Genomic DNA, 24,886 nt, shown 5'->3' on the forward strand with positions numbered 1-24,886 from the left:
GTGGTGTTCATTACGAGTACAGAAAATAGTCTAACAATCTTAGGCTTTATTGGCATGCTCAAGATTCCTGGGCTGCCTTTTTTTTATTTAATAGGAAAAGTAGGACTTTCCTATTAAATAAAAAAAGAAGAGAATTAACTCTTCTTTTTTCATTTAACATGGTCCTCCACTATTTAATTGTGGTGGGAAAAATTCAGGAAAGTCTGCATAGTCAAAAGCTTCACATATATCTGTTGGACTAAACTCTGTACATTCAGGCGGTGTTGGACAATATCCTAATGTTGGAATTAGTAGTTGTACAGTTCCTACTACTTTTATTATAATAAATGTTCCTATTACTAAGCTTAAAGTTTTTCCTGTTTGTACTGGAGGTGCTAAAACTTCTGACATTGTTTCAACAACTATTCTGAATTCAAATTCATCTCTAGAATCTGGAAGATATAATATTATATCCTTTAATATGTCTGGTAAAAATCCTTCAGCTACTACATTTCCGTTACAATCTAACACCTGGAATGGAATTCTTACAGTAAATCTTACCCTCCTAAAATTAGGGGTATCAGTGTCAGTAACTACTAATGTATTAGGTACTATAAATCCAGGTCTAAATCTTACGCTTCCAAATGTCTTATCGCATAATTCTACTTCTACCTGTGGAAAACATTCTCTTTGCTGACAGGATGCAAATACCTTATCTGTAATTATGCAATCAAATTCCAAACATCGAAGAGCCTCAACTGTTCTTTCATTAATATTTAATTCAGCCACGCTATTCACTCCTTTTAATTTAATATTTCTATTTTCATTATCATATTATGTATATATAGACTAATGTGCTACTAAATTAATCGCGAGGTGAAAAAAATGTTTAATCAAAATATTAGTATTATATTCAACTCTAATGAAGAGACTTTTTTATTTGATTTATCAGCAAATAAGGAAATAGTTTACACAATTTATGATTCATTTTTTTACGAATTAGAATCAAAAAATATACTAGATGAAAATATAATGAAATACTCTGTACTTATTGATAAGAATAACGTTATACATCTTATTGCTTTAACAAATACAGGAGAATTAAATTATTATAAATATATAAAAGATAAGTGGATAAAAAACAATGTTGCTAAATTTGATTTAGCATCAAATTTATATAATCAAATGGAAATTCTAATGGTTAAAGATAAACTTCATATTATATACAATTATTCCAATATAATTAATTCTAATATATGGACTATTCAACATGTAATCTTAAACGATAAAAATGGTGAAAGACATAATGCCATAAGATATATATCAAAACGAATTCCAGATCCATTCTTTGTGGATGCAGATAGTTTAGGTAATATTCATATAGTATATAAAACATATATAAATAATGATTCCCAAATCTATCATGGATTTTATAACCCATTTACTAAATCTTGGAGCTCTGTGTCTAAACTTATTTCTTCCAAAGACTTTAATAATATTTTTCCATTTTTATTTATAGATTCAAAGGACAATATTCATATTCTATGGATAGCAGAATCAAAAGATAATCTAAACCTAAAATATCTACGAATGAAAGGTAGTGGAAAAGAAAAATACATATGGAAAGAAATAGCCTTGCCTCATATGGGATTATCCAAAAATCATCCAATTATATTTGAAGAAAACAATGAGTTGAAACTCATATGTTTTTCCAAGGACTCCATGATACTTTCATCTTCCAAAGATTATGGAGATAGTTGGGTAAAGAAAGAAAACATTCCTTTACCACAGAATATCTCCATGGTTAAGTTTAACTCAAATATATTACTTTCAAAAAATCACATAAATTATGGTTATTTAAATACTTTAGAAGAACCTACGCTTTGTTTTTTAGAATTGTATCATAAAACTTCTCCCATACTAACTAACGATGAATCTACTTTGGAATCAGAAGTTATTCATGAAGAGAATAATATAGAAGTAGACGAAAAAGCATCTCCTGAAGCAACAATTCTAGATTCTACATTCTTATATGAGTTGAAGAAGTTAGATGAAAAATTAGAAAAAATAATAGATAATCAATATATTTTAACTAAAATATTAGATAATCAACTTAATATTGAGAATAGGCTAGATGATCTCCAAAGAACTATAGATTCTAATAAAAAAAAAACATTTTTAAATAAGTTTTTTAATTCTTGATGATTACTTTTGAATACTTGTATTTACCTTGCAGTTTTTCACAAAAATATATCTCAGGAATCTCCATGTTTAACGCCTTGGCCTCATTAACTATAATATCTATATATCTTTCATCTTTAAATTTTATTCCATAATTGCATCCAGCCTTTATACTGCAAGGCAAAGATACTAGCTGAAATACCCTATATCCTACAGTTTCAAGTGTAGAATAAAGAAATATGGCTTGATTTTTAGTTTCAAATACAGTTATATAATAATCATTGACCATAATACTCCCCCCTATATATTAAGGTATTTACTTTACCATATATTGGTTACAATTTTTACATGAAATTTTATTAATAATGAGAGTAGGTTATATCATTTATGATAAGATTATATATGATAACTATGCTATGGATAGACAAAATAAAACAGGGAGCTAAAGCTCCCTGTTTTATAATATTATAAACCTAATTTAATTTTTAATTTATCTAACATATCTTTAGTCATAGCGTCTAAATCATATTTTGGATTCCAGCCCCATTCTTCTCTAGCAGCTGAATCGTCTAAAGAGTTTGGCCAAGTATCAGCAATAGCCTGTCTTACTGGGTCTACTTCATAGTCTAATTCAAATTCTGGAATAACTTTTTTAATTGATGCCGCTAACATTTCTGGGTCAAAGCTCATTGCAGTTACGTTAAAAGCATTTCTGTGGATTAGTTTAGCTGGGTCTGCTTCCATTAAATCCACTATGGCATCAAGAGCATCTGGCATATACATCATATCCATCTTTGTATCTTTACCTATAAAGCTAGTATACTTTTTATTCTTTAAGGCATCGTAATAAATATGAACTGCATAATCTGTAGTTCCTCCTCCTGGTAATGTTTCATAAGAAATAAGACCTGGGAAACGAACTCCTCTAGTATCTACTCCAAATCTTTTAAAGTAGTAATCACATAATAATTCTCCAGCTACTTTAGTAACACCATACATTGTAGTTGGTCTTTGAATTGTGTCTTGTGGAGTATTATCTGGTGGAGTAGTTGGTCCAAAAGCAGCAATTGAAGATGGAGTATATACCATACAGTTTTCTTCTCTAGCAACTTCAAGAATATTATATAATCCATTCATATTTATATCCCAACACTGTTCTGGATACTTTTCACCAACAGCTGAAAGAATAGCAGCAAGGTTTATAATAGTATTTACATTATGTTTTTTAACTATTTCAGATACGTCTTTGCCTTTAGTTATATCAACTATTTCAAAAGGACCAGATTCTATTAACTTCTCATGACCTTCCTTTATTCTTCTACCACTGGCAATTACATTGTTCTCTCCATAAACTCTTCTTAGTTCAGTTGTAAGTTCTGAACCAATTTGTCCTAATGCACCTGTTACTAATATTTTTCTCATTATATGCACCTCCGCAGTATTTAATATCCTTAGCTCGTTATAATTATATCATGAATTGTAAATTTTGGATATGCTTTTTATTAATAAAAACAAATTCCTATACCTTTAGGACCCAAATGAGCTCCAATTACTGGACCTAACTCATCTATAGTAACTAAAGCTTTTGGAAACCTTTCCTCTAACATACTTTTAAATTTTACAGCAGAATCAATATCCATTACATGACAGATTCCTATTTTTTCTACATTTTGGGGCACTTTATCTATTATTGAAGCTATGGCTTTATTTTTACCCCTTATTTTTTCTAATAACTGAAGTTCCCCATCTTTTAGTTGAATTATAGGTTTGATATTCAGTAAATTTCCCATAGTGGCTTGAACTGATGAAAGCCTTCCTCCCCTACCTAAATATTCTAAGGTTTCAGTAGTTAAATACACTTTCATCTTTAGTTTTTTAGAGTTTATATGAGCTTCAATTTCCTCTGAGTTTTTTCCTTTCTTAGCCATTTCCACTGCATCCTCAACTAAAAATCTTATATTTGCTGCAGCATTTCTGGAATCTATAATAGTAATTTTTTTACCCTCTAGCATATTCTTTGCAAGTGTTGCACTGTTATAAGTACCACTTAAACTAGAAGACAAAAGAATGGCTATTATCTCATCATATCCCTCTTCAAAAGACTTTATAAATACATTTAAAAAATCTCCTGCTGCTGGTTGTGAAGTAGATGGAAATAACTTTGTACTACTTAGTTTGTTGTAAAAATTTTTAAATTCACCCGGAAAAGGTTCTTTACCTATTTCCTCTCCAAATATATAGTTCAGAGGTACTACTGTTATATTCTCTTTGTTCACATATTCTTTCGAGATATATCCTGTACTATCAACGATTATCTTTATTTTTGACATTTGCATTCCTCCTAACATGTAAATAATTCCACAATTAAATAATAGCAGAATTATTATATTATTTCATACTTTAATTTATTTTACAACTATTATCTGATTCTTATTACTTGATTTTTAAAAATATTGTACTTAGTTCTTAATTCTTTTAATAATCTTATCTTTTTTATGCTTCATATTCCGTAATTCATTTTTTTGCTAAACCGTTTTTTATATTTTCTTCTTCTATAAAAAACACTGATAACCCACCTAATCGTACACGAGTACCTACTGCTGACATATGAGTGCATATATTCTAGTATTGGCTGAAATAAAGCATATAATACGATTTGTGACGGGTGTTTTCTTGACTTACTATTTGATTAATGGTATACTTTTCACATTGGTATGAAAAGTATGAATATGGAGGGGATTGAAAATGTCATTACCAAAAGGTAAACATATTTTTGGAACAGTCAAGGTAGGAGAACGAGGACAAATTGTAATTCCTAAAGAAGCAAGAGATTTGTTTGATATAAAACCAGGAGACACTTTATTGGTTTTAGGAGATGAGGAACAAGGAATTGCTATTGCAAAAGCCGATGTTATGCAAGAAGTTGCAATAAAAATCCTTAAAGGTTTAGGAGGGTTTAAGCCAGATGATAAATAATATGGCAAAATTCTTTAGTATGTCAAATGTAGGCTTTATTCTCTTACTCATTGCAACGATTGGGGATTTGGTTATACCTTTTTTTCTTGCACCATTTTGTAAAAAATATAATCATTTGACAATGGTAATGAGTTTGTTAGGTAATCATAATTCCCCAATACATTTAATATATAACTTGTGGCTCATTGCTGCAGGAATTATGCTTATTCATGGTAGTTTAAAATTGTATGCAATATATTTACCTACTTCAAATATACTTTCAAAAGTATTGCTATTTTGTGTAGTATTTTATGCTATTGGAGCCTGTATATTATCTGGTATATTTTCAGTTGGAGAAACAAAGACACTTACAACTCTACCCGAAAAAATACATGGATATGGCTCTGTTTTAGGATTTTTTGTTTTAACCTTTATTCCCTTAATTATTGGGATTGTATCTATACACTCAAACGATATAGTTTGTAGTGTTATGTCATTTATATTTTTTGCTTTAGCTATAATGTTTTTTGCTTTGTTTATAATGGCTGATAAGGCAAGGTTTGAAAATACTATAATTTCTAATGAGGGAATATGGCAAAGATTAAGTTTGTTTTGTATGTATGCGCCAATCATTATAGTTTCATTCAAAAATATATTTATGAAATGAAGTGCTACAATGATACTATAAAATTGTAAATGCACAAAATCAAATAATGAGGGTTGTTAAGTCACCATTTGAAGTCATATATACTAAGGATTCAGTAACAAAATTAGCTAATAAAATACTTGACTTAATGGAAACTATTATATTTTTATTAACACTTTACCATTACTTTACATATTCTATAATGAGTGCTTTCACTCGTTTATAAATATTAATAATATAGGGGGTGTCTTCATGGGTGGCTTATTTGGAGGAAGAGGCTGTGATAATGATGATTCTTTATTATTCTTCTTTTTACTATTAGTGGTTCTTTTTACTAATAGTGGTTGCTTTGGCGGCGGAGGTCGTAGATGCTAATATAATATAAATGCCCTAGATTTTTTCTAGGGCATTTGTTTGTTTATTTACTTAATAAGTGCTTCGCAGAAATATTTATTCCTATTGCTCCCAGTGGTGCTGTAATTAATATGGATAATACTGCGATAGCCAATATAATATCTCCTGATTCTACTCCTAGTGACAGTGGTACTGCTCCCATTGCAGCCTGAACTGTTGCCTTCGGTATATAGGCAATAACACAAAATATCCTCTCTTTCCAATTTAAATCTGTGTTCAATAAAGAAAACATTACTCCTATACTTCTACCTATAAGACCAATTAATAATACTATGATTCCTATTTTACCTGCATTAAGTGCAACTCCAATATTTACCTCAGCTCCTACTAATACAAATAGCATTATTTCAGCAAAAATCCATATTTCATTAAACTTTCCTGCTAGTTTTTTACCTACCTTTGGTATCTTTTCAATTATAATAGCTCCTATAGTCATAACTCCTAATAATGAAGCTAAGGATACCTTTGTCTTTAGTAGTTCTTCTAATTCAGTAAATAAAATACATAGTCCTAGTATTAATAAAACTTTCTTTGTATCTTTTATATTATATTTATTAAATATCTTCACTACTATGATTCCAACAATAGCACCTATCAAAACTCCCAATAATATTGATATTGGAATATTTAATAACTGCATACCTATATTGATATTGGACCCACTATATAAACCTAAAAATCCACTGAATATAGTAATTGCAATTACATCGTCAATAGAGGCTCCTGCCAATATTAATGTTGGTATTCCTTTATCTGTTCCAATATTATTTTCCATCAGTTTTAACATAGAGGGAACTACAACAGCAGGAGAAACTGCAGCAATAATAAATCCTAACATTCCTCCCTCAACAAAAGAAAAATCCAAGAACTTAACTGATGCAAATGCAATGAAAAATCCTTCTACCAAGCCTGGTATACAGCTCATTTTAAGTGCAATTTTTCCGACTTTCTTTAAATCACTTTTATTTATACCAAATCCTGCCCTAAGCAAAATTACGATTAATGCAATTTTTCTTAAATCAGCAGAGGAAGTTAACATATCCTTTCCAATTAAATTAAATCCATAAGGTCCTATTATTATTCCTAATATTATCATTCCTAGAAGTCCTGGTAATTTTATTTTTTCAAATAACTTGTTTACCAACAACCCTAATAATAAAATAATTCCTAAACTCTTGGCCATAAAATTCTCTCCTTTCATGTGACTATAAACAAAAAAACTCCTACAGAAATACTATAGTATTTCTGTAGGAGTCATTAGCTTTAAGCAATTTCGGTGAACTCCATCACCCTCTATTGTATTATCAGTATAGTACTAAACTTTAATTGTGTCAAGAAGCTTTTTAATCTATAAATCAAACAAACTGATTTGTTTAGATTTATCTTTATTTTCAAATGTATAAAGATAAGTAAATATCTCATTTATATTATATATAATTCCACTTCGCTTACATCTTTCTTGAAATAAATCCATCAATTTGTCATTATTTTTACTTTTTATATCATATACATTTCCAAAAGATTTTATATATTGTTGTTTGAGTCCGGGAAACTTTTTATCTAAAGCATTATAAAAATACTCTCTATTACCTTCTCTAAGTGTTAATCCCATACTAAAACAAATAATCCCCTTTACCTTGGCTTCCTCACAATAGTCTAAAATTCCATTTATATTTTCTTCAGTATCATTTATAAAAGGTAGAATTGGACACAGCCAAACTATAGTAGGAATGTTGTTGTCTCTCATTATGTTTAAAACCTCAACCCGTTCTTTTGTAGTAGATACATTTGGCTCTATTAAGGAACAAAGTTTTTCATCAAATGTAGTTAAGGTAATTTGAACAACAGATTTAGCCTTTTCATTTATACTTTTTAATATACCTAAATCCCTAAGGATTCTATTGGATTTAGTCTGTATAGCTACTCCAAAACCATATTTATCAATAAGTTCTAAAGAGCTTCTTGTGTGCTGTAACTGAATTTCAATTGGAATATATGGATCAGTCATGGCACCTGTACCAATCATACATTTTTTCCGTTTTCGCTTTAAAGCATCTTCTAGTAATTCAACAGCATTAATCTTTACTTCTATATCTTCAAAATCATGATGCATTTGATAACATTTACTTCGGGAATCACAGTATATACACCCGTGAGAACAACCACGATATAAATTCATTCCATTTTTAGAAGATAAAATTCCCTTTACCTTTACTTCGTGCATATCTTACACCCTTACTTTCTTTTCCATATATAATCAAATTAATTTTAATCATATCATCTGATTTTCTTATATTTAGAAATCAACTCCATATCACTATACCTTTCGAGTTTTAGTAATTCATCATAAGGATTACCCTTTAAATTTAGTATCTTTGCAAATGACGGTTCTGTTTTTAATCCATTTATCTTTAAATTAATTACCTCTTTTCTAAAATCATCACCATATAAATTTAAAAGTCTGTCTTCTATAATCATATGTCTATATCCATTTGATTTTTCTGTATCAATTTTGGAGCCATATATTTCTATTTCAATATTATTTACTATGAAATTACACACTAATATATCATATTCATAATTTGTAATCTTAAAACAATCGTATCTTTCAAAATTACTTTTTAATATATTTTCAAACATATTAAAATCTTCTACTTTACAAACTATATCTAAATCACTATTTTCAACATCTATATCTATTGGAATTGTTCCTACTATTATTGGAGTATAATTCTTTAAAACATCTAAAATTTGTGTATTTATAAGGATTTCATATGTTTTTCTTTGTTTAGAATTACCTTCTTTTAGATATGATATATCCTTCCAATTTCTTTTGCTAGTATTAATCATTTTTAATCTCCACCAATTTATATATTTACTAAATTACTTAACTTTTTGATGTAATCTAAAAAAATCTTCCTTTGTTATTTCATAGTCAACTGCGCTTCGTAAGTTTCCTAGCTGATCTTTCCAAGTATTTTCTCTAATACCAATTTTCTTTGCTCCGATTTTGTTTTCATAAACATACTGTGCTCTTTTATTTTCAAGCATAGTATCCCAAACAACTTTTTCTATTAGAAACCTGGAATTAATTGCTTCATCTGTAAAAAGAAATTCCAATAACATTATAATGATTTTAGACCCGTATCCTTGATTTTGATAGTTAAAGTCGCATATTTTCCATCCCGGCTCTACTGTATTATTATCTTTGATTCTATAGCATAGTTCCCCTACAAGCTTTCCATCTATTTCTATTATACAACGTTGGCTTAGTTTTCCTTCACGGCTTTTAATACCAGCTATGGTAGTTTCTAAAGATTCTCCCAATCCATTGGGAAAACCTGCGTGTTCCATGACTTTACCATCATTCCACCATTGATTCAATTGTTCCGCATCATATATCGTTACACTTCTAATAACTATATTTTCTTTCTCTATTCTCATCTGTTCCTCCAAGATTATAATTTTATTTGTATATTTAATAATAATATGATTTTAACCTTCTGTATTTATTTCCAGTCTACTCTCTATTATATCACCCACAATAATATAAATGGTATATATAAAATAATAAATCAAAATAAAACATAATATGCTAAGACATTATGTTTTATTTTGATTTATGTGTACTTTTAAAACCTTAACTATTATATTCATTAAAATCAGAAAGTTTTCCATATGGTAAAGGTTAATCTTTCATTTATTTTTTTCATAATACTTAAGTAAAATATTCAATCTTAGAATTAATAAAATTATCCTGAATTAGTACTGAAATATATTCTTTTATTTCAGTACTTTGTTCTTTAGGATAAACGTATTTAAATTTTCCATAGGGTCCCCACTTAAGCTGCCTCTTTTCTTCATTAAGATCTAATTCAGTATTTGGAAATCTAGTAAGAATTAATTCCTTTGCAGTAGCCGTAAATCTATGCTGTATAAGTTCAAAGGTAATCTCTTTATTATAGTCCACAAGTTGAGATTTCAAACTTGTTAGCAGTTCCCTATAATCCTCTTTCCAGTTTTCATATATCATAATCGGAGCAATAATAAAACCTATGGGATATCCTGCCTTTGCAATTTTTGTTGCAGCTTCTATTCTTTCTTCAAAGCTAGAAGTACTGTGTTCAAATTTTCCTATTATATATTTAGTATTTATACTAAACCTAAACTTAGTATGATCATTATGTTTTATATCTAAAAATGAATCTACATTATTAAATTTAGTGATTATCCTAAGTCTTCCATTTTCACTATTAGAGAAGAATTCTATGCACTTTTTTAGACTTCCTGTTAAATGCTCAAGGGCAACTGGATCTGTAATACTTCCACATTCAAAAGTAGTTATATTCGGTAAATTCTCATCTATATGTTCCTGAACTACCTTCAATATTTCATCTACATTTGCAAACACTTTCATAAAGGGTTTTTCACCTTGCGTTGTTTGTAAATAACAATATTCGCAATGTCCAGGACATGAACTTGATAAAGCAAATTGATAATCTGCAGATGGCTTACACTTTCTTAGTTTTTTTTCCCTATTAACAGTTAGATAAATAGTCTTTTTAGCTTTAGCATAATTTTCAGAAGGTGATTTACCTTCTATTTCAACTTTTTTTGTTTGTATTATGGGAATATTTAACGTTTCTAATTTTTCCTTTATCATTATTCCAGTATCATATTCTAAGCTTTTAGGATCAATATATACTCTATCTGGCATGAACAATTTCATTTTTTCACCTCAGAAATATTATTTCCTTATTAGCAAATATTAATTCAGTAACTATATATTTAGATAATAGTCCTTACTTAAAAATTGTTTTTCACCATTTAGACTATTATAGGAGCTATCTGAATGATATTGAAATCCTAATTTCTCCATTACCTTTTTTGAACCAATATTATCAATGGCATGTCTACAAAAAAACTTTTTCTCTCCCAAAGTATCTATGCCAAAATCTAATATTACTTTTCCAGCTTCTGTAGTCAGTCCTTGTCCCCAATATTTTTTCATAATGTTATATCCAAGTTCATAACAATTAAGATGTTCCTTGTAGTATATGCCACCTGAACCAAATAATTCTTCAGTTTCTTTTAACACCAATCCCCAATTATAAAGACCTTCTTTATGAATATTTTCTACTTCTATTTTTAACCATTCAATAGTCTCATCAATAGATTTATGTGTATCCCACATCATGAATTTTGCTACTTCTGGGTCAGATGTCCAACTTCTATAAATATTTTCAGCATCATCTATAGTAAGAGGTCGAAGGATTATCCTTTTGCTTTCTAATATAGGTGTTTTCATAATCTTTCCTCCTTATATTCTTTTTAATGGATTTTATTTACTAGTTATAAATAAAAGATGGTTACTTGTTCCTAAAAATTCCGGTTTTTCACAGCAATAATAGTGATAATTTAGCCATTTATTATAGCTTTCATCATTCATATTATTTATTTTATCTGCTAATAACTCACTTAGCCCATCTGTAGCAACCTCATTATTAATTGTCAAATCTGAATCTCTCAATATTTGTCTACAATCATCTACTGTATGAAAAACAAATGGAAAATCTCTAACCTTAAAGGTATGGTGATTATATGTATCTTCAGTTAGAAAGCTAGGATTGTAACACATGGTTTCAGTGGTAATCACCATATCATTGGAAATAAAGGCAAAGAACATTTTACCATTATCTTTACAAACTCGCTTTACTTCTTCTATACATTTCATTCTGTCCTCAATTTTCTCTAAATGATATAATGGTCCAAAACATAATACTATATCGTAGGTTTTATCTTCAATAATAGATATATTCATTGCATTTCCTTGAAAAACTTCAAGTGACATTTCCTCGTTAATTTTTTCTTTAATCTGAGAAACATGATTTTCCACTAATTCAACTGCTGTTACTTGGAATCCATTTTTTGCGAAATATAAACTATATTCTCCAGTACCAGCACCTAAATCCAATATTTTCATACCTGGTTTAAGATATTTTTCAATCTGTCTTATGGTAGTTAGAAATTCAACTCTAGTTGCCTTAGTAGATAATCGTGTACTTTCATCAAAAATATTATAAATTGCTGAAACTCTTTCTTCTTCATTTTTTATCTCAAATATATCTTCCATTCTCAAATTTAATCACTCCATTTTAATAGATTTCACAAATATAATTATCGTAATAAGTTTATTTCTATTTATTATAAAACAGCAAGATTTTACTCCTGCTGTTCTAAATTAATTTCAATCCCTCTTCTAAATCTTCAATTATATCCTTGCTATCTTCCAATCCAACAGATATTCTCACCATACTTTCTGTAAGACCAAATTCAGCCAATCTTTCCTCTGGATACCCTCTATGAGTAATGGCAGCCGGTATCTGAACTAAGGTTTCACAATCTCCTAGACTAACTGCTAACTGAGCTAATTTTAATCCATCTACAAATTTTATTGCAGATTCTAACCCACCCTTTACTTCAAAGCTTATCATAGCTCCAAAGCCTTTCATCTGTTCCTTTGCTATATTATGACCTTTAAAATCTTCTAAACCTGGATATAATACTGAATCTATCTTTGAATGATTTTTTAGGAAATCAACTACTTCCTTTGCATTTTTTTCATGCTGCCTCATTCTAATTCCTAAGGTTTTTAATCCCCTAAGAAGCAGCCAAGCATTAAAAGGACTCATGGCCCCTCCAAATTCACACATATATCCAAATTTTAAATAATTTATATATTCCATATCCTTAGATATGGCAACTCCTGCTACTACGTCTCCATGACCACAGATATATTTTGTAGCACTATGAACTACTACATCTGCTCCTAATAATAATGGATTTTGAAAATATGGTGAAGCAAAGGTATTATCGACTACTATTTTTATATTATTTTTCTTTCCTATTTCTGCAACCTTTCTTATATCTATAATAGATAAATCAGGATTTGATGGAGTTTCAAAATATATAACCTTAGTAGATTCATCTATTGTGTTTTCAAGCTCATTCAAATCTGTTAAATCTACAATTTTATAATTTATATTATATTTTGGCAGCAATTCTGTAACTACACTATAAGATGAACCATATAGGGTTTTGTGAACTATAATGGTCTCTTTGGGTTTTAATAAAGAAAATATAGTAGAGCTAATGGCTGCCATTCCTGAAGAAAAAGCTACTGCTCCTACTCCATGCTCTAATTCTGCCATTCGATTTTCAAACAATCTAATGGTAGGGTTGTTTCCTCTTGTATAAACATAATCATCTGATTCAAAAGACATTATTTTATTTGCATGTTCTATATTATCAAATACAAATGTGGAAGTTTGAAATATAGGTGGGTTTAAGGCATTACTTGGATTTTTGCCTTTAATCCCTCCATGAATAGTCCTTGTATCGAATCTCATTTTATCCCTCCAAATCTTATTTTAGATTACTTACAGTTCTATAATTGAATTATTACATTTACAATTCTCTTGATTTAAATCACTTGAAAATACTTTAATAAATCCTTCTGTAATCTTTGCTTTGCTTTTTTCCAAAGCTCCCTGAATGTCATGTATGGCAATTTCCCCTTTGATTCCCGTACACCAATTCGTAATGATTCCCACTACTCCATAACATATACCTAACTCTTTCGCCAGTACTACTTCTGGCACATTGGTCATTCCTACTACATCTCCCTCTAGATTCTTGTACATCTTTATTTCATACTGTGTTTCAAATCTCGGACCTTCAGTACATACATATACTGCCTCACCTTTTATATCTAATCCTATATCTCTAGCAGTTAGATAAAATTTCTCTCTTAATTTTTTACAATAGGGTTCACTCATATCCACATGCTTCACTGGCTCATCTTTTCCTTCAAAAAAAGTCATAGGTCTTAGTTTTGTAAAATCTATGAAATCTTTTATTATAACAATATCTCCCGGTTCATAGTTTTCATTACAAGATCCCACTGCCACTGTTGCATATATATATTTGATTCCCAATTGTTTTAGAGCCATTATATTTGCTCTATAGTTTATTAAATGAGGTGGTACAGAATGTTCCTTTCCATGCCTTGCCAAAAATACTATTTCCTCTCCATTTATATTCAAAATATCTACTTCAACTTCACCATATTTTGTATTTACTAATCTTTTTTCACTTATACTTCCTGCATCATATACTCCCGTACCCCCGATTATAGCTTTTTCCATATTTTCACCTCTATAATTTATATTTAATTCTTATTTTAATTTCATAATATTCTCTTTATATGGAAGTCTAATAATTCCTTTTTCAGTTATTATTCCAGTTATATTCTCCCAAGGTGTAACATCAAATGCAGGATTATATACATCTATTCCTTCTGGAGCAATTCTTATTCCATCTATATGAGTTACTTCAGATATGTCTCTTTCTTCAATTTCAATTTCTTTACCTGTTTCTATATCAAAATCTATAGTGGTTGTAGGTGCTACTATATAAAATGGAACATTATATGTTTTGGCTATTACTGATAACATAAAAGTTCCTATTTTATTTGCAGTATCTCCATTAGTAGCAATTCTATCAGCTCCAACTAAGATTACATCTATTTTTCCATCTCTTATTAAGGTTGCAGCCACATTGTCAGCTATTAATTTTGATGGAATTCCTTCCTGTACCAGTTCCCAAGCTGTTAATCTGCCTCCTTGAAGTCTAGGTCTTGTCTCATCTGCGTATACAAATATATTCTTTCCAGTATAGTGAGCTTCTCTAATTACTCCAAGGGCTGTTCCATAACCTGCTGTTGCCAATGCTCCTGTATTACAATGAGTTAAAATAGCAGCATTTTCTTTTATTACTTCATTTCCATACTTTGCCATGACCTTATTTGTTTCTATATCTTCATCAAGTATGTTGTCTGCTTCCTTCTTTATTCTTTTATATAATTCATCTAAAGGTATGTTCTTGTTGCTTTCTATTAAAACTCTCATTCTTTTAATTGCCCACATTAAATTTACTGCTGTAGGTCTGGAATTGCCCAGAAAAACTAAAGCTTCCTCCATCTTTTTAAAGAATTCATCTTCTTTTAAAAACTCCTTCGCCGCCAATACTACTCCATAGGCTGCTGTAGCTCCTATGGCTGGTGCTCCCCTGACTACCATATCTCTAATGGCAAATTCTATTTCTTTATAATCATTACACTGAAATATTTCATAAATTCCTGGCAACTTTCTTTGATCTATTAAATATAATATATCATCTTTAAACTCTATGGTTTTTATCTCCATTATTCTTCTCTCCCTCTAAATCTAGTTTAATCTTTTTTCACCTGTCCATAGGTCTTAAATTTTTCAATCATTAAAGTCATCTCTTTTTCAGACAATATTACTGGCTCTCCTATGGCTTTAGTTCTATAATATAATTCTGCTACATATTCAATTTCTTCAGTGATATTAAAAGCATTGGCTAAATCCTTTGAGCCTACTAAAAGTCCATGGTTGGCTAAAAGAACTGCATATCTATCCTTCATAGCTTCAAAGGCATTTTCTGCTAACTCTTTAGTTCCATAGGTAGCATAATTTGCACATCTCACATCAGGCCCTGCTAAGGCTAACATATAATGTACTGGAGGCAATGACCAATTCAAACAAGCTAATGTAGTTGCATACATAGTATGAGTGTGAATTATGGCATCTATGTCATCTCTATTCTCATAGAAAATCCTGTGCATATGATATTCACTGGAAGGCTCTCTATGACCATCTACTATATTTCCTTTTAAATCCAGAACTACAATATCTTCCACATCTATTTTAAAATAATCTATACCTGATGGAGAAATAGCCATTAAGTTCTTCTCTCTATTATAAATACTTAAATTTCCACCTGTTCCTTTAGTAAGATTGGATGTAACTAACTTTTTCCCATATTCAACAATTAGCTTTCTCTCTTCTAACATTATCATTAAATCCACTCCTATTCACTAGTTTAATAACAATTTCTCAAAAGCAACTCTTTCATTTCCATCTTCTAAATATATTATTCCACAATATTTATATCCGTTTTTTTCTAAAGACCTTTGCATTGAAAGGTTTTCACTATGGGTATCTACTTTTATGCTATGAATATTCTTACTTAAGCAAATATCTTCCACATATTTCATCATAAGGGAGGCAAGTCCCAATCCTTTATATTCTAAATCAACAGCCATTCTATGTATCACTGCATATTGTTCATTACTTAGCCATTGTCCTTTATAAATCTCTTTATAAGTTGGTTCTTCATCAAAGCTTAGATATACAGTTCCAATAATAACGCCATCTTTTAGTAACACATAACTATTTTTATTTTTTATATCTTCTCTTATAATATCATGATTAGGATAGTTGTTTTGCCACTGATCTATTTTTTTGTTTCTAAAGTTTTCTTGAGCCTTAAATATTATATTCATTATATCATCTATGTCCTTATAATCTGCCATTCTAAATTCCATTCCATCACTCCTACTTAAAATATAAGATATTTTTAAAATTAAACCAATTAAAGCTAAATATAATCTTAGTTAACGGATAGCTTGTCCTAATTATATATAACCTTAAATATTTTTATGAAATCATTATACTAATTTATAAAAGTATGATTAAAACTATTATTAAATTTTCTTGTAATAATATTCTTAATATCTTTATTAATTTCTACTGGATTTCTCTTTGTTCCAAAATACCTTTCCTCTATGATTATTTCTACTCCATGGTCCTTCATTACTCTTTTCATTGCTTCCATTGTAAAACCCATACTTAATTCATCTGGACCAGCACATACACCTATTATAATTGACTTTATGTTTTTAGAATCTAATTGGCTGCTCCAGCTACCTTTATGGAAAGTAAATAATGAAAAAAGCCTATCAAGAAATACCTTCATATATGAAGTCACATTGTAATTATAAGAAGGTGACCCTAAGATTATACCTTCTACAGTTTTAATTTTTTCAATTATTTCAGACATTTCATCATTGTAATAACATTTTTTATTCTTAATACAATATTCACATCCACTACAGATATTTTGTTCTATTTGGCTTAATACAACCTTATCTACTTTTCTTCCTCTTTTACTCAACTCTTCTATATAATGATTAATTAATGTATCAGTGTTTTTCCCTATTCTTGGACTGCCCAATACTGCAAGCCATCTTTTTTCCATTGGTTTTCCCCCTAAATATATCTTTTCCATAAATATTATCTTTAAAAAAATCAAACAAAAAACCTCTTAATCTTAAAATAATTCTGGAAATTTAAAGTTGATTTTCTTACTTAATGTTAAAGTATAATATTAACATCAAAGAAATAAAGTCGTATTTTTCAATCCTTGGGCTTTAAAGTTAAAGTTAAACTTTAACTTTAACTATTATATTTTCTAATATTATAACAAACTTTCCATTAAATTGTAACTGCTAACTCACAAACATCAACTATTAATGCTTTTAGAAAAAAATACTTATGATCATTATAATCCCTAAAATCAAAACTGGAATACCAACAACAATACCAATAACAGTTAAACTTAGTATAATACCAGTGATAGTGAAAAATAAACCTAATAATCCAACTAGTAATCTACCGGTTACTTTTAATACGCTCCCTATCAATGCAAATATTAATGTGAATAATATAATAAAAGGCAATAATAAAATCTTCATTTCCATCCTCCTTTAAAATCTAGCTAATTTGACTTTTTATCCAATTCTTTATATATACTAATATTCTATAAATCTTACTCCTATATGTTCCTAAAAAATTAAGAATATTAAAATGTAATGAAAGAACTTTTTTTGTTCATTATAAAAAAACTCCTACGGATAACATTATCCATAGGAGTTTGGTATAAAAACTTTTATATGTATCTTTTTTAAGATACCTTTACCTTTAACTGTAACAACGTCTCTTCTAAAGAATTCTTGCTACTATTATGACATCTTAATAAAGGTATGTTTTTTCGTTTCGCTTCTTTTGCCGCTGTTAAAGCCATCTTGTGAGAAACTGTATTGGTAAATAATACAATAGCATCTGGATCACCAATACTTTTATTAAGTTTCGATGGCATCTGTGTAAAAACTTTCATTTTACAACCATATCTATTACCTACCTCTTTATATTCTCCATGCATTCTATCGTGTCCACCTACTAAAACTATACACATTTTATTTTCCTATTTAATTTAAAATTAAATAGGCTATCCCCCTTTCACTAAGTAAATTTTACTTTTATGTAGATATTGATAATCATTATCAATTGAATGTTCTAAAAAAACTACTTTTTTTTAAGTAGCATTTATTTATCTATCTATTTATAACAATTACGTTTCTTATTTTTATAATATCAAAACAAGCCCTGATTGTCAATATATTTTTTAGAATTTTCTAGTTACTTTACCACTAATATCAAAAAATTAAACAGTCTTTTATTTTACTATAACAAAAGACTGTTCTTATATAAAAATTATATCAATTTTTCTCCGCAATTTCCACAGAAATTTCCTGCTCCAGTTTTTTCTCCACAATTAGGACAAAAGTTAGGCTTTGCTTCATTGGAGGTTTCTTTAGTTTTATTTACATTCTCTATCATTTCTTTGGCTATATTCATTCCCATCATCATTCCAGCCATATCCGATGCTGTGCCACCACCTTTTACTTTTCCTGAAGCTATTCCATCTACCATAGACACTTGTTGATACTTACCTACATCACCTATCATACTATGAGAAGCATTTTTATTTATCATTTCTTGAATTTCCTCAGGGTAATTAAAGCTCATTACATTAAATCCAGTAATATTTATTCCATCATTTAAAACCATCATATCTAAATCCTCTTTAATCCCTTTAGATATATCAAAAGCATTGGCCTGAAGATTAAACATATCTTTTCCTTCTTTAGTAATCCATTTCATTAGTAATTGATCTAGTGTAGATGTTATCCTAAGTTTTACATCATCTACTAAATAGGTATTTTTTATACCAGCTACTTTATCTATTAATGTAATATAATCTCCCACCTTAAAATTAAAAGTACCATTTGCTCTAATAGGAAGACCACCAGGAAGTCCTAGAGTAGGAATATTTATTGCATTTTTAGTACCCCATTTTACAGTAAACTCCTTTGTATTTATAAATAGAACTTCTGCTCTCATACCTGTATTGAATCCAAATTTAAATCCTTTTAGTGTAGATAAAAAAGGTATTATCTGAGACTCGATATCATATTCTCCCTCGTCTCTAAATATCCCTTCTATTTTTCCATTAAATAAAAATATAGCATCTTGACCAGGGCGAATAATCAATTTACTTCCTTTTTTAATTTCTCTATTGGTCCACTTCCAAAAAATCATATCATCTCTAAATTCTTCCCATTCTACTACATTAGCAAATTGTCCTTTAAAAAAACTCATCTATATCATCCTTTCATTTCTCAAATAGTATCTTAAAATTTACCTCTGCTGCCACTATGAGAGTGACCTCCCCTTGACACTCCTCCGCTACTTCCTCCTCTTGAATTTCCACCACCAGAATTATTATTATTTGATGGTTTTTTACGTTTAGTTACATCAGTTCGCAAATAGGTATCTCGCCTACTAATAATCTTAGAGTTTGTATGATCTTGATAAGTACCTGCATTTACCGTTGTTCTTCCGCCAGTATTATAGGTCATAATCCCTACTGCTATACCTGCTATTCCAAGAGAAACCATTACTTGAAACCAAAATTTAAATAATATATTTTCAGGATTTACTCCAGGTCTTATTCCCATATATTTGTAGGAGGTTTTAATAAAGGAATAAAAAGCATCATAATAATTTCCTTTAGATAAATCAGGAGCAATTTTATCTCTAATAATATCTAACCTATAATCATCTAAGTATTTTTCTGCCTTATGATAACCTGCTAAATATATATCTCCGTTTTTCATATCAATAGTTAATATGGCAGTATTTCCATGGGATTTATCATATCCTAAACCCTTTTCATCATAGAAATCTTCCGTATAATCTATAATATCCTTTCCCATTGAGTCTGAAATAGTGAGTATTATAAGATCTGTTTCCCTTTTAGAACTATATTTATTTGCTATATTTTCAAGTTCCATTTTTTCCTCTTTAGTCAATAGATTGGCAAAATCGTATATTCTCTCTTTAGGACTTAATTCTCCTAAAGCCACACTGGATACTACAGTAAATATAATCACTAAGGACAAAATCCATTTTAAGTATATTTTATATTTCAATATAGACCACCTCCCATAAGTAAAGATATAAGCTTAAGACCTATAAATATACCTACTGAAATTCCTCCAAACCATGCTGCAACTTTTCCTTGGCTAATAGGTGGTTTCCCTACAACTTTTCCTGTTTGCCCATTCATAGCAAATATATATTCTGACCCTTTATAATCATAATAAACCATCCAAATTGGTAAAAGAGTATAATAAGCCTGTTTTTTATTTGTATCTATATCTTTTCTGTTATAGTTAACCATTGTATATCCAGATATAGTAGAACCAATAAATGATTCTATATATCTTTCTATTTTTGATGCAGCCCTTGGAAGCAATTCTTGATGATTATAATTATATTTTTCAGCAATATATCCTGCTAAATAAGGAGTATTAAAGTCTTTTAATTCTCCATAATTGAAAGGCTCTAATTTATCCATAAGCTTATCATCCATTTTCTCTGAGGCGTCTATGGGAACTTTTATATAATCAATATTTATATTTCTATATACATCATAATAACTAGTTTCAGTATATATATATTCACCTTTAGTATAGGTTCTTACTTTAGTACATATGGCATTTACCTCTACCTTGCTGTTTAAATCATATAACCAAAATGGCACATACATTCCAGTTATTCCCTTAACTCTATCTGCAGTCATAAAACCTTTTGGAGTCAGCAATCCATTTTTACACCAAGTTCTAAAGGTTTTCATGGCCTTATCCTTATTTATTGTAAATGGAATTACTTTAGATGGAGCTAAATCTCCACTTAATCTATCCAATAATACTACTCCTGCCCCACAAAAACTACAGTTTGTAGCTGTAGTTTCTTTATGGGTAATTAACATGGCACCACAATTTTTACAATGATATTCTTTAGCATCATTTTTTCCAAAGGTAGTCTTGATATTCTCTTTAGGAAAACTATCTATATTGTCCTTCCTTCCACAGCTTCCACAGCTAAGCATCCCTGATTCACTGTCAAATACCATATCAGAACCACAATTAGGACATTTATAATGTATTACCATATCCTCACCTCTACAAACTAATCTATATACTTCAATAGGAAAGCCGTAGACTATGCTACAGCTTTTTTATTATTTATTTAATCTTTTCTTCAGTTCTTCTAATTCATCATCTATATCTGTATTCGTATCATATTTAGCGGTTAAATCCTTTATATCATCTTTTGGTCCTCTATTAAGTTCTGCCATTGCATTTGCTTCATCTAAAACTTTGTTTGCTTTTTCCTCCATTCTCTCAAAAGCAGAAATAGATCTATTAGCAGAATTTACAGATGATCCAATTTGATTAATCCTATCTTGAGTTTTGGCTACTGCCATCTTACCCTTTATCATTGTCTTTCTTGATTCTAACTCCCCAATATCAGCAACTAATTTGTCGTGCATTTCTCTCATTCTTGTGGCATTACTTTGACTTAAATTATAAGATTCCTGTAATTCAGATTGCTTTGCTGTAAGAGCTACTTTTCTCTCTAGGAATTTTCTAGCATCATCTTCATTATTTGCTTCCAATGCTTTTACCGCATATCTTTCCATTTTATTAACTTCTTCTATACATTCATCTAATTCTCTTTTTGCTCTTTGTTCTTGTGCCATTATAGATGCAGTTTCAGCTTTTACAGCACCTAAATCCTTATTTAAATTTCTTAAAACTTGATCTATCATTTTCTCTGGGTTTTCCGCCTTATCTAATAATGCGTTAATATTACTAGACATAATATCCTTAAATCTTGTTAAAATAGTCATAGTACCCATCTCCTTTAAAATATATGGTTTTATTTTTAATCTATGTATCGTATTTGATTAATATCCAATTCTATGAAAATTAATCAAATATTATTTATTCCACATCATGGAGTACTCAATTTCCTTAGTCTCATTATTTACTCTTTCTTCTATTATTTTAAATCCACATTTCTTATAAAAATTTATGGCTTTCAAATTTTTACCATAAACATCTAATTTTAAAGTAGAATTATATTCCTTACACTTGTTAATCAATTTACTACCTATTCCTCTATACTGATATTCCTCTGCAATAAATAGTCCTGCAATATAAGAATCTTCTACAATACCAACAAATCCTTTTACCTCATTTTCTTCTTCATAAACAAATACAGTAGATTCCGGTAAGACTTTCTTTACAAAATCATAGTTATCTCTCCAATAATTTTCAGAAATAAAATCATGGGCAGTAATATTTGTTTCAAGCCAAATTTTCATTATATCATCCATTTTAGATATATCTAAAATTTTTATCATTTTCTTTACTCCTTTAAAACTCGCTAATCTATTAATTTAGAAAGTTTATTTTATTAAATTAGAATCTATAATAATATAATTTGCTCTATGAATATATAAGCTTTTTCCATCTATATTTAATCTTGTCATCTTAGGCAAATTATCTGGCACTGTTACATATACACTTTTACCTTGATATACTCCTATTGGAATCCCCATTTGACTTGATATAATAACAGTCTTTTCTTTACCAATCTTATTCTTGAAGTCATTTATATACCTATCTAATGGTACAAATCCACCTCCTGATTCTACGTTTATATCTGTTGGAACTTGAAATCCCTCTACCATATCTAATCCATCTTCTGCAAAAATAACTGTATTCCCAACTTGTAACATTTCATCTCCATTAATTGTTATTTCCAATACACTAGACCCAAATCCTGTAGACTCTAAATCTTTATTAGCATCATTTTCAAACAATCCTACTGTTATTTTACTTCCCTCTAATGATAGAGTTTTATTAGCATAATGGTCATATGTTGATATATTAAAATGCACTCCTATTAAATCTCCTCTTATTGTGGCAAGCTTATCTCTAATTATGGCACATCCAGACAAACTTATAACAAGAGTTCCTAAAACAACTAATAAAATCAATTTAATATTTTTTTTATTTTTCATTGCGGTCTCCTTTTATATTATTTTAGAATATTATATCATAATTTAATCATATAAGATTAATATAATATTAATATAAAGATATATGAAATTAAAATTATTGATAGGATGATGCTAATACTTTTATTTATTGTTTCATCTGCATTTACCTATAGCTATCTAGTAAATAAATTTCTTCATCCTATCTCTATTATTTATTTGACATAGTCAATTGATATATTGACAATTATGGCAAAGTAAAAATATAATTCCGATTAATATTATATACTCTATCTTCTATAATCTTTTATAATACCATAGATTGCTATTTTATGGGCTTTTTATTATAGCTTATTAAGTTCGCCAGATTACTTCCATTGGCATAAACATTGCATCTAATTGAATATATCAAATAAATATGTAAATGGAGTGATTCTATGCAATTGCCTTCAATCTATGTAGATACTAAGAAAATTCAAAAGAATGCAGAGTTAGTTGTAAATATTTGCAAAAAATCCGGAATTGAAGTAATGGGTATTACCAAAGGAATTTGTGCATTTATCCCAGCAGTTAAAGCTATGTTAGATGGTGGTGTACCAAAGCTTGGGGACTCTCGAATGATCAATATTATAAGTATGCGAGATGCTGGAATAGATGTACCTATATACCTTATTCGAATCCCCATGATGGCAGAAATCGAAAATGTAATTAAATTTACTTATGGCAGTCTAAATTCCGAATTAACAGTAATAAAGGCATTATCAGAGAAAGCCGTTATCCTTAATAAAGTTCATAAGGTAATTTTGATGGTTGATGTAGGAGATTTAAGGGAAGGTGTACTTCCAGAAAATGTATTGGATATTGTTGAAAAGATATTAGAACTCCCTAATATTGAGTTAGAAGGTCTTGGAGCAAATGTAGGTTGTTATGGTGGTGTATTACCAAGTTATGAAAACACCAAAACATTAGTAGATCTGGCCATCAAAATCGAAAGCAAATATAAAATTCAATTAAAAACTCTTTCTGGGGGCAGTACCGTTAATTTGGATTTACTAGATAATGGAGAAATGGCTTTAGGTATAAACCAACTACGTATAGGTGAAGCAATTTTACTTGGGACTGATATTAAAACTCTTAAGTCTATTCCGGGAGCCGAAGTAAATACAATAGTTCTTAAGACTCAAGTAATAGAACTAAAAGTAAAACCATCTCGTCCTATTGGGGAAATTGGAAGGGATGCTTTTGGTAAAATAGTAGATTTTCAAGATAGAGGGAATAGAAAGCGAGCAATTGTAGCCTTAGGTAAACAGGATTGTGGATTAGATGGTATTTCACCTATGGACAGTTCTATCAAGATATTAGGTGCTAGCAGCGACCATATGATTTTGGATGTAACGGATTGTGAACTAGAAATTCAAGTAGGTTCAATAATTGAGTTCAATATGGACTATGGTGGCATGCTAGACCTTACAACATCAAAGTATGTAGAAAAAAACTAAAAGGCAAGATCTTGCCTTTTAGTTTTTTCAA

General features: G+C 29.4%; 30 protein-coding genes and 1 riboswitch. Of the genes, 5 read left to right on the forward strand and 25 right to left on the reverse strand.

The window, feature by feature from the left end; all coding sequences use genetic code 11:
- Positions 1 to 153 precede the first annotated feature (153 nt).
- The gene (locus FYJ83_RS13685) at positions 154 to 768 is read right to left on the reverse strand and encodes a hypothetical protein (protein ID WP_326828343.1); all 615 of its coding nucleotides are present in this window, start codon (positions 766 to 768) and stop codon (positions 154 to 156) included.
- A gap of 96 nt (positions 769 to 864) precedes the next feature.
- Between FYJ83_RS13685 and FYJ83_RS13690 the strand changes: the two genes are divergently transcribed.
- Complete coding sequence (locus tag FYJ83_RS13690) at positions 865 to 2,181, forward strand: hypothetical protein (protein ID WP_154441382.1); 1,317 nt, start codon at positions 865 to 867, stop codon at positions 2,179 to 2,181.
- On the opposite strand, the gene FYJ83_RS13695 is transcribed toward FYJ83_RS13690, so the two are convergent.
- The 3 genes from FYJ83_RS13695 to FYJ83_RS13705 all read right to left on the reverse strand — a co-directional run bounded on the left by FYJ83_RS13695 (position 2,171) and on the right by FYJ83_RS13705 (position 4,490).
- The gene (locus FYJ83_RS13695; protein WP_154441384.1) at positions 2,171 to 2,449 is read right to left on the reverse strand and encodes a DUF3343 domain-containing protein; all 279 of its coding nucleotides are present in this window, start codon (positions 2,447 to 2,449) and stop codon (positions 2,171 to 2,173) included. The genes FYJ83_RS13690 and FYJ83_RS13695 overlap by 11 nt on opposite strands.
- A 176-nt stretch (positions 2,450 to 2,625) precedes the next feature.
- Positions 2,626 to 3,582 carry an L-threonine 3-dehydrogenase gene (locus FYJ83_RS13700; protein ID WP_154441386.1) on the reverse strand — a complete coding sequence of 319 codons (957 nt, stop codon included), beginning with the start codon at positions 3,580 to 3,582 and terminating at the stop codon, positions 2,626 to 2,628.
- 80 nt (positions 3,583 to 3,662) lie between these two features.
- On the reverse strand, positions 3,663 to 4,490 hold the full coding sequence (locus tag FYJ83_RS13705; protein ID WP_154441388.1) for a DegV family protein: 828 nt from the start codon (positions 4,488 to 4,490) through the stop codon (positions 3,663 to 3,665).
- Between the two features lie 415 nt (positions 4,491 to 4,905).
- Between FYJ83_RS13705 and FYJ83_RS13710 the strand changes: the two genes are divergently transcribed.
- The 3 genes from FYJ83_RS13710 (at position 4,906) to FYJ83_RS20320 (ending at position 6,136) form a co-directional block, all read left to right on the forward strand.
- Complete coding sequence (locus tag FYJ83_RS13710; protein WP_154441390.1) at positions 4,906 to 5,136, forward strand: AbrB/MazE/SpoVT family DNA-binding domain-containing protein; 231 nt, start codon at positions 4,906 to 4,908, stop codon at positions 5,134 to 5,136.
- On the forward strand, positions 5,126 to 5,782 hold the full coding sequence (locus FYJ83_RS13715; protein WP_229768598.1) for a DUF998 domain-containing protein: 657 nt from the start codon (positions 5,126 to 5,128) through the stop codon (positions 5,780 to 5,782). Before FYJ83_RS13710 ends, FYJ83_RS13715 begins: the two co-directional genes overlap by 11 nt.
- A 231-nt stretch (positions 5,783 to 6,013) precedes the next feature.
- A complete protein-coding gene (locus FYJ83_RS20320; RefSeq protein ID WP_268233527.1) occupies positions 6,014 to 6,136 on the forward strand; it encodes a hypothetical protein in 123 nt (40 codons plus the stop codon).
- A 43-nt stretch (positions 6,137 to 6,179) separates the two neighbouring features.
- Here the strand turns inward: FYJ83_RS20320 and FYJ83_RS13720 are convergent, their stop codons facing one another.
- The 21 genes from FYJ83_RS13720 to FYJ83_RS13820 form a co-directional block, all read right to left on the reverse strand.
- The gene (locus FYJ83_RS13720; protein WP_154441392.1) at positions 6,180 to 7,358 is read right to left on the reverse strand and encodes a cation:proton antiporter; all 1,179 of its coding nucleotides are present in this window, start codon (positions 7,356 to 7,358) and stop codon (positions 6,180 to 6,182) included.
- Positions 7,359 to 7,416: 58 nt separating this feature from the next.
- Positions 7,417 to 7,475, reverse strand: a riboswitch (Fluoride riboswitch).
- A 48-nt stretch (positions 7,476 to 7,523) separates the two neighbouring features.
- Entirely contained in the window at positions 7,524 to 8,399 is an 876-nt protein-coding gene (locus FYJ83_RS13725; RefSeq protein WP_154441394.1) for an SPL family radical SAM protein, read from the reverse strand.
- Positions 8,400 to 8,452: 53 nt separating this feature from the next.
- Positions 8,453 to 9,025, reverse strand: a complete 573-nt coding sequence (locus tag FYJ83_RS13730; RefSeq protein ID WP_154441396.1) for a DUF4269 domain-containing protein — start codon at positions 9,023 to 9,025, stop codon at positions 8,453 to 8,455.
- A 33-nt stretch (positions 9,026 to 9,058) separates the two neighbouring features.
- Positions 9,059 to 9,619, reverse strand: coding sequence for a GNAT family N-acetyltransferase (locus FYJ83_RS13735; RefSeq protein ID WP_154441398.1), 561 nt, complete (start codon positions 9,617 to 9,619; stop codon positions 9,059 to 9,061).
- A gap of 274 nt (positions 9,620 to 9,893) precedes the next feature.
- A complete protein-coding gene (gene splB, locus FYJ83_RS13740; RefSeq protein ID WP_154441400.1) occupies positions 9,894 to 10,904 on the reverse strand; it encodes a spore photoproduct lyase in 1,011 nt (336 codons plus the stop codon).
- A gap of 51 nt (positions 10,905 to 10,955) precedes the next feature.
- Positions 10,956 to 11,483, reverse strand: a complete 528-nt coding sequence (locus FYJ83_RS13745; RefSeq protein ID WP_154441402.1) for a GNAT family N-acetyltransferase — start codon at positions 11,481 to 11,483, stop codon at positions 10,956 to 10,958.
- A gap of 33 nt (positions 11,484 to 11,516) precedes the next feature.
- Complete coding sequence (locus tag FYJ83_RS13750; protein WP_229768599.1) at positions 11,517 to 12,308, reverse strand: class I SAM-dependent methyltransferase; 792 nt, start codon at positions 12,306 to 12,308, stop codon at positions 11,517 to 11,519.
- Between the two features lie 103 nt (positions 12,309 to 12,411).
- Positions 12,412 to 13,584, reverse strand: a complete 1,173-nt coding sequence (locus FYJ83_RS13755; protein WP_154441406.1) for a trans-sulfuration enzyme family protein — start codon at positions 13,582 to 13,584, stop codon at positions 12,412 to 12,414.
- Positions 13,585 to 13,614: 30 nt separating this feature from the next.
- The gene (locus tag FYJ83_RS13760; RefSeq protein ID WP_154441408.1) at positions 13,615 to 14,382 is read right to left on the reverse strand and encodes an S-methyl-5'-thioinosine phosphorylase; all 768 of its coding nucleotides are present in this window, start codon (positions 14,380 to 14,382) and stop codon (positions 13,615 to 13,617) included.
- Between the two features lie 30 nt (positions 14,383 to 14,412).
- Positions 14,413 to 15,441, reverse strand: coding sequence for an S-methyl-5-thioribose-1-phosphate isomerase (gene mtnA / locus FYJ83_RS13765; protein WP_154441410.1), 1,029 nt, complete (start codon positions 15,439 to 15,441; stop codon positions 14,413 to 14,415).
- A 26-nt stretch (positions 15,442 to 15,467) separates the two neighbouring features.
- Entirely contained in the window at positions 15,468 to 16,118 is a 651-nt protein-coding gene (locus tag FYJ83_RS13770) for an L-fuculose-phosphate aldolase (protein WP_154441412.1), read from the reverse strand.
- An 18-nt stretch (positions 16,119 to 16,136) separates the two neighbouring features.
- Positions 16,137 to 16,646, reverse strand: a complete 510-nt coding sequence (locus tag FYJ83_RS13775) for a GNAT family N-acetyltransferase (protein ID WP_154441414.1) — start codon at positions 16,644 to 16,646, stop codon at positions 16,137 to 16,139.
- Between the two features lie 128 nt (positions 16,647 to 16,774).
- Positions 16,775 to 17,359 (reverse strand): flavodoxin family protein, encoded by a 585-nt coding sequence (locus FYJ83_RS13780; protein ID WP_195838008.1) that lies wholly within the window; start codon positions 17,357 to 17,359, stop codon positions 16,775 to 16,777.
- A gap of 280 nt (positions 17,360 to 17,639) precedes the next feature.
- A complete protein-coding gene (locus tag FYJ83_RS13785) occupies positions 17,640 to 17,855 on the reverse strand; it encodes a hypothetical protein (RefSeq protein ID WP_154441418.1) in 216 nt (71 codons plus the stop codon).
- 209 nt (positions 17,856 to 18,064) lie between these two features.
- The gene (locus FYJ83_RS13790; protein ID WP_154441420.1) at positions 18,065 to 18,355 is read right to left on the reverse strand and encodes a DUF2325 domain-containing protein; all 291 of its coding nucleotides are present in this window, start codon (positions 18,353 to 18,355) and stop codon (positions 18,065 to 18,067) included.
- 299 nt (positions 18,356 to 18,654) lie between these two features.
- Positions 18,655 to 19,602, reverse strand: coding sequence for an SPFH domain-containing protein (locus FYJ83_RS13795; protein ID WP_154441422.1), 948 nt, complete (start codon positions 19,600 to 19,602; stop codon positions 18,655 to 18,657).
- Between the two features lie 32 nt (positions 19,603 to 19,634).
- Positions 19,635 to 20,435 (reverse strand): TPM domain-containing protein, encoded by an 801-nt coding sequence (locus FYJ83_RS13800; RefSeq protein ID WP_154441424.1) that lies wholly within the window; start codon positions 20,433 to 20,435, stop codon positions 19,635 to 19,637.
- A complete protein-coding gene (locus tag FYJ83_RS13805; protein ID WP_154441426.1) occupies positions 20,432 to 21,460 on the reverse strand; it encodes a TFIIB-type zinc ribbon-containing protein in 1,029 nt (342 codons plus the stop codon). Before FYJ83_RS13805 ends, FYJ83_RS13800 begins: the two co-directional genes overlap by 4 nt.
- Positions 21,461 to 21,529: 69 nt before the next feature.
- Positions 21,530 to 22,201, reverse strand: a complete 672-nt coding sequence (locus FYJ83_RS13810) for a PspA/IM30 family protein (RefSeq protein ID WP_154441428.1) — start codon at positions 22,199 to 22,201, stop codon at positions 21,530 to 21,532.
- A 90-nt stretch (positions 22,202 to 22,291) separates the two neighbouring features.
- A complete protein-coding gene (locus tag FYJ83_RS13815) occupies positions 22,292 to 22,717 on the reverse strand; it encodes an N-acetyltransferase (RefSeq protein WP_154441430.1) in 426 nt (141 codons plus the stop codon).
- 45 nt (positions 22,718 to 22,762) lie between these two features.
- Complete coding sequence (locus tag FYJ83_RS13820) at positions 22,763 to 23,380, reverse strand: DUF5052 family protein (RefSeq protein WP_154441432.1); 618 nt, start codon at positions 23,378 to 23,380, stop codon at positions 22,763 to 22,765.
- Positions 23,381 to 23,793: 413 nt separating this feature from the next.
- Here FYJ83_RS13820 and FYJ83_RS13825 point away from each other — a divergent pair, with 413 nt between their 5' ends.
- The gene (locus FYJ83_RS13825) at positions 23,794 to 24,855 is read left to right on the forward strand and encodes an alanine/ornithine racemase family PLP-dependent enzyme (protein ID WP_154441434.1); all 1,062 of its coding nucleotides are present in this window, start codon (positions 23,794 to 23,796) and stop codon (positions 24,853 to 24,855) included.
- The last annotated feature ends 31 nt before the right edge of the window (positions 24,856 to 24,886 follow it).

The sequence above is a fragment of the Tissierella pigra genome (assembly GCF_009695605.1).
GTDB classification, from domain to species: domain Bacteria; phylum Bacillota; class Clostridia; order Tissierellales; family Tissierellaceae; genus Tissierella; species Tissierella pigra.

Excerpts from the sequence above, each read along its gene's own strand:
- FYJ83_RS13690 (WP_154441382.1), top strand. The coding sequence starts at position 865 with ATGTTTAATCAAAATATTAGTATTATATTCAACTCTAATGAAGAGACT.
- FYJ83_RS13695 (WP_154441384.1), bottom strand. The coding sequence starts at position 2,449 with ATGGTCAATGATTATTATATAACTGTATTTGAAACTAAAAATCAAGCC.
- FYJ83_RS13700 (WP_154441386.1), bottom strand. The coding sequence starts at position 3,582 with ATGAGAAAAATATTAGTAACAGGTGCATTAGGACAAATTGGTTCAGAA.
- FYJ83_RS13705 (WP_154441388.1), bottom strand. The coding sequence starts at position 4,490 with ATGTCAAAAATAAAGATAATCGTTGATAGTACAGGATATATCTCGAAA.
- FYJ83_RS13710 (WP_154441390.1), top strand. The coding sequence starts at position 4,906 with ATGTCATTACCAAAAGGTAAACATATTTTTGGAACAGTCAAGGTAGGA.
- FYJ83_RS13715 (WP_229768598.1), top strand. The coding sequence starts at position 5,126 with ATGATAAATAATATGGCAAAATTCTTTAGTATGTCAAATGTAGGCTTT.
- FYJ83_RS20320 (WP_268233527.1), top strand. The coding sequence starts at position 6,014 with ATGGGTGGCTTATTTGGAGGAAGAGGCTGTGATAATGATGATTCTTTA.
- FYJ83_RS13720 (WP_154441392.1), bottom strand. The coding sequence starts at position 7,358 with ATGGCCAAGAGTTTAGGAATTATTTTATTATTAGGGTTGTTGGTAAAC.
- FYJ83_RS13725 (WP_154441394.1), bottom strand. The coding sequence starts at position 8,399 with ATGCACGAAGTAAAGGTAAAGGGAATTTTATCTTCTAAAAATGGAATG.
- FYJ83_RS13730 (WP_154441396.1), bottom strand. The coding sequence starts at position 9,025 with ATGATTAATACTAGCAAAAGAAATTGGAAGGATATATCATATCTAAAA.
- FYJ83_RS13735 (WP_154441398.1), bottom strand. The coding sequence starts at position 9,619 with ATGAGAATAGAGAAAGAAAATATAGTTATTAGAAGTGTAACGATATAT.
- splB (WP_154441400.1), bottom strand. The coding sequence starts at position 10,904 with ATGAAATTGTTCATGCCAGATAGAGTATATATTGATCCTAAAAGCTTA.
- FYJ83_RS13745 (WP_154441402.1), bottom strand. The coding sequence starts at position 11,483 with ATGAAAACACCTATATTAGAAAGCAAAAGGATAATCCTTCGACCTCTT.
- FYJ83_RS13750 (WP_229768599.1), bottom strand. The coding sequence starts at position 12,308 with ATGGAAGATATATTTGAGATAAAAAATGAAGAAGAAAGAGTTTCAGCA.
- FYJ83_RS13755 (WP_154441406.1), bottom strand. The coding sequence starts at position 13,584 with ATGAGATTCGATACAAGGACTATTCATGGAGGGATTAAAGGCAAAAAT.
- FYJ83_RS13760 (WP_154441408.1), bottom strand. The coding sequence starts at position 14,382 with ATGGAAAAAGCTATAATCGGGGGTACGGGAGTATATGATGCAGGAAGT.
- mtnA (WP_154441410.1), bottom strand. The coding sequence starts at position 15,441 with ATGGAGATAAAAACCATAGAGTTTAAAGATGATATATTATATTTAATA.
- FYJ83_RS13770 (WP_154441412.1), bottom strand. The coding sequence starts at position 16,118 with ATGATAATGTTAGAAGAGAGAAAGCTAATTGTTGAATATGGGAAAAAG.
- FYJ83_RS13775 (WP_154441414.1), bottom strand. The coding sequence starts at position 16,646 with ATGGAATTTAGAATGGCAGATTATAAGGACATAGATGATATAATGAAT.
- FYJ83_RS13780 (WP_195838008.1), bottom strand. The coding sequence starts at position 17,359 with ATGGAAAAAAGATGGCTTGCAGTATTGGGCAGTCCAAGAATAGGGAAA.
- FYJ83_RS13785 (WP_154441418.1), bottom strand. The coding sequence starts at position 17,855 with ATGAAGATTTTATTATTGCCTTTTATTATATTATTCACATTAATATTT.
- FYJ83_RS13790 (WP_154441420.1), bottom strand. The coding sequence starts at position 18,355 with ATGTGTATAGTTTTAGTAGGTGGACACGATAGAATGCATGGAGAATAT.
- FYJ83_RS13795 (WP_154441422.1), bottom strand. The coding sequence starts at position 19,602 with ATGAGTTTTTTTAAAGGACAATTTGCTAATGTAGTAGAATGGGAAGAA.
- FYJ83_RS13805 (WP_154441426.1), bottom strand. The coding sequence starts at position 21,460 with ATGGTAATACATTATAAATGTCCTAATTGTGGTTCTGATATGGTATTT.
- FYJ83_RS13810 (WP_154441428.1), bottom strand. The coding sequence starts at position 22,201 with ATGACTATTTTAACAAGATTTAAGGATATTATGTCTAGTAATATTAAC.
- FYJ83_RS13815 (WP_154441430.1), bottom strand. The coding sequence starts at position 22,717 with ATGATAAAAATTTTAGATATATCTAAAATGGATGATATAATGAAAATT.
- FYJ83_RS13820 (WP_154441432.1), bottom strand. The coding sequence starts at position 23,380 with ATGAAAAATAAAAAAAATATTAAATTGATTTTATTAGTTGTTTTAGGA.
- FYJ83_RS13825 (WP_154441434.1), top strand. The coding sequence starts at position 23,794 with ATGCAATTGCCTTCAATCTATGTAGATACTAAGAAAATTCAAAAGAAT.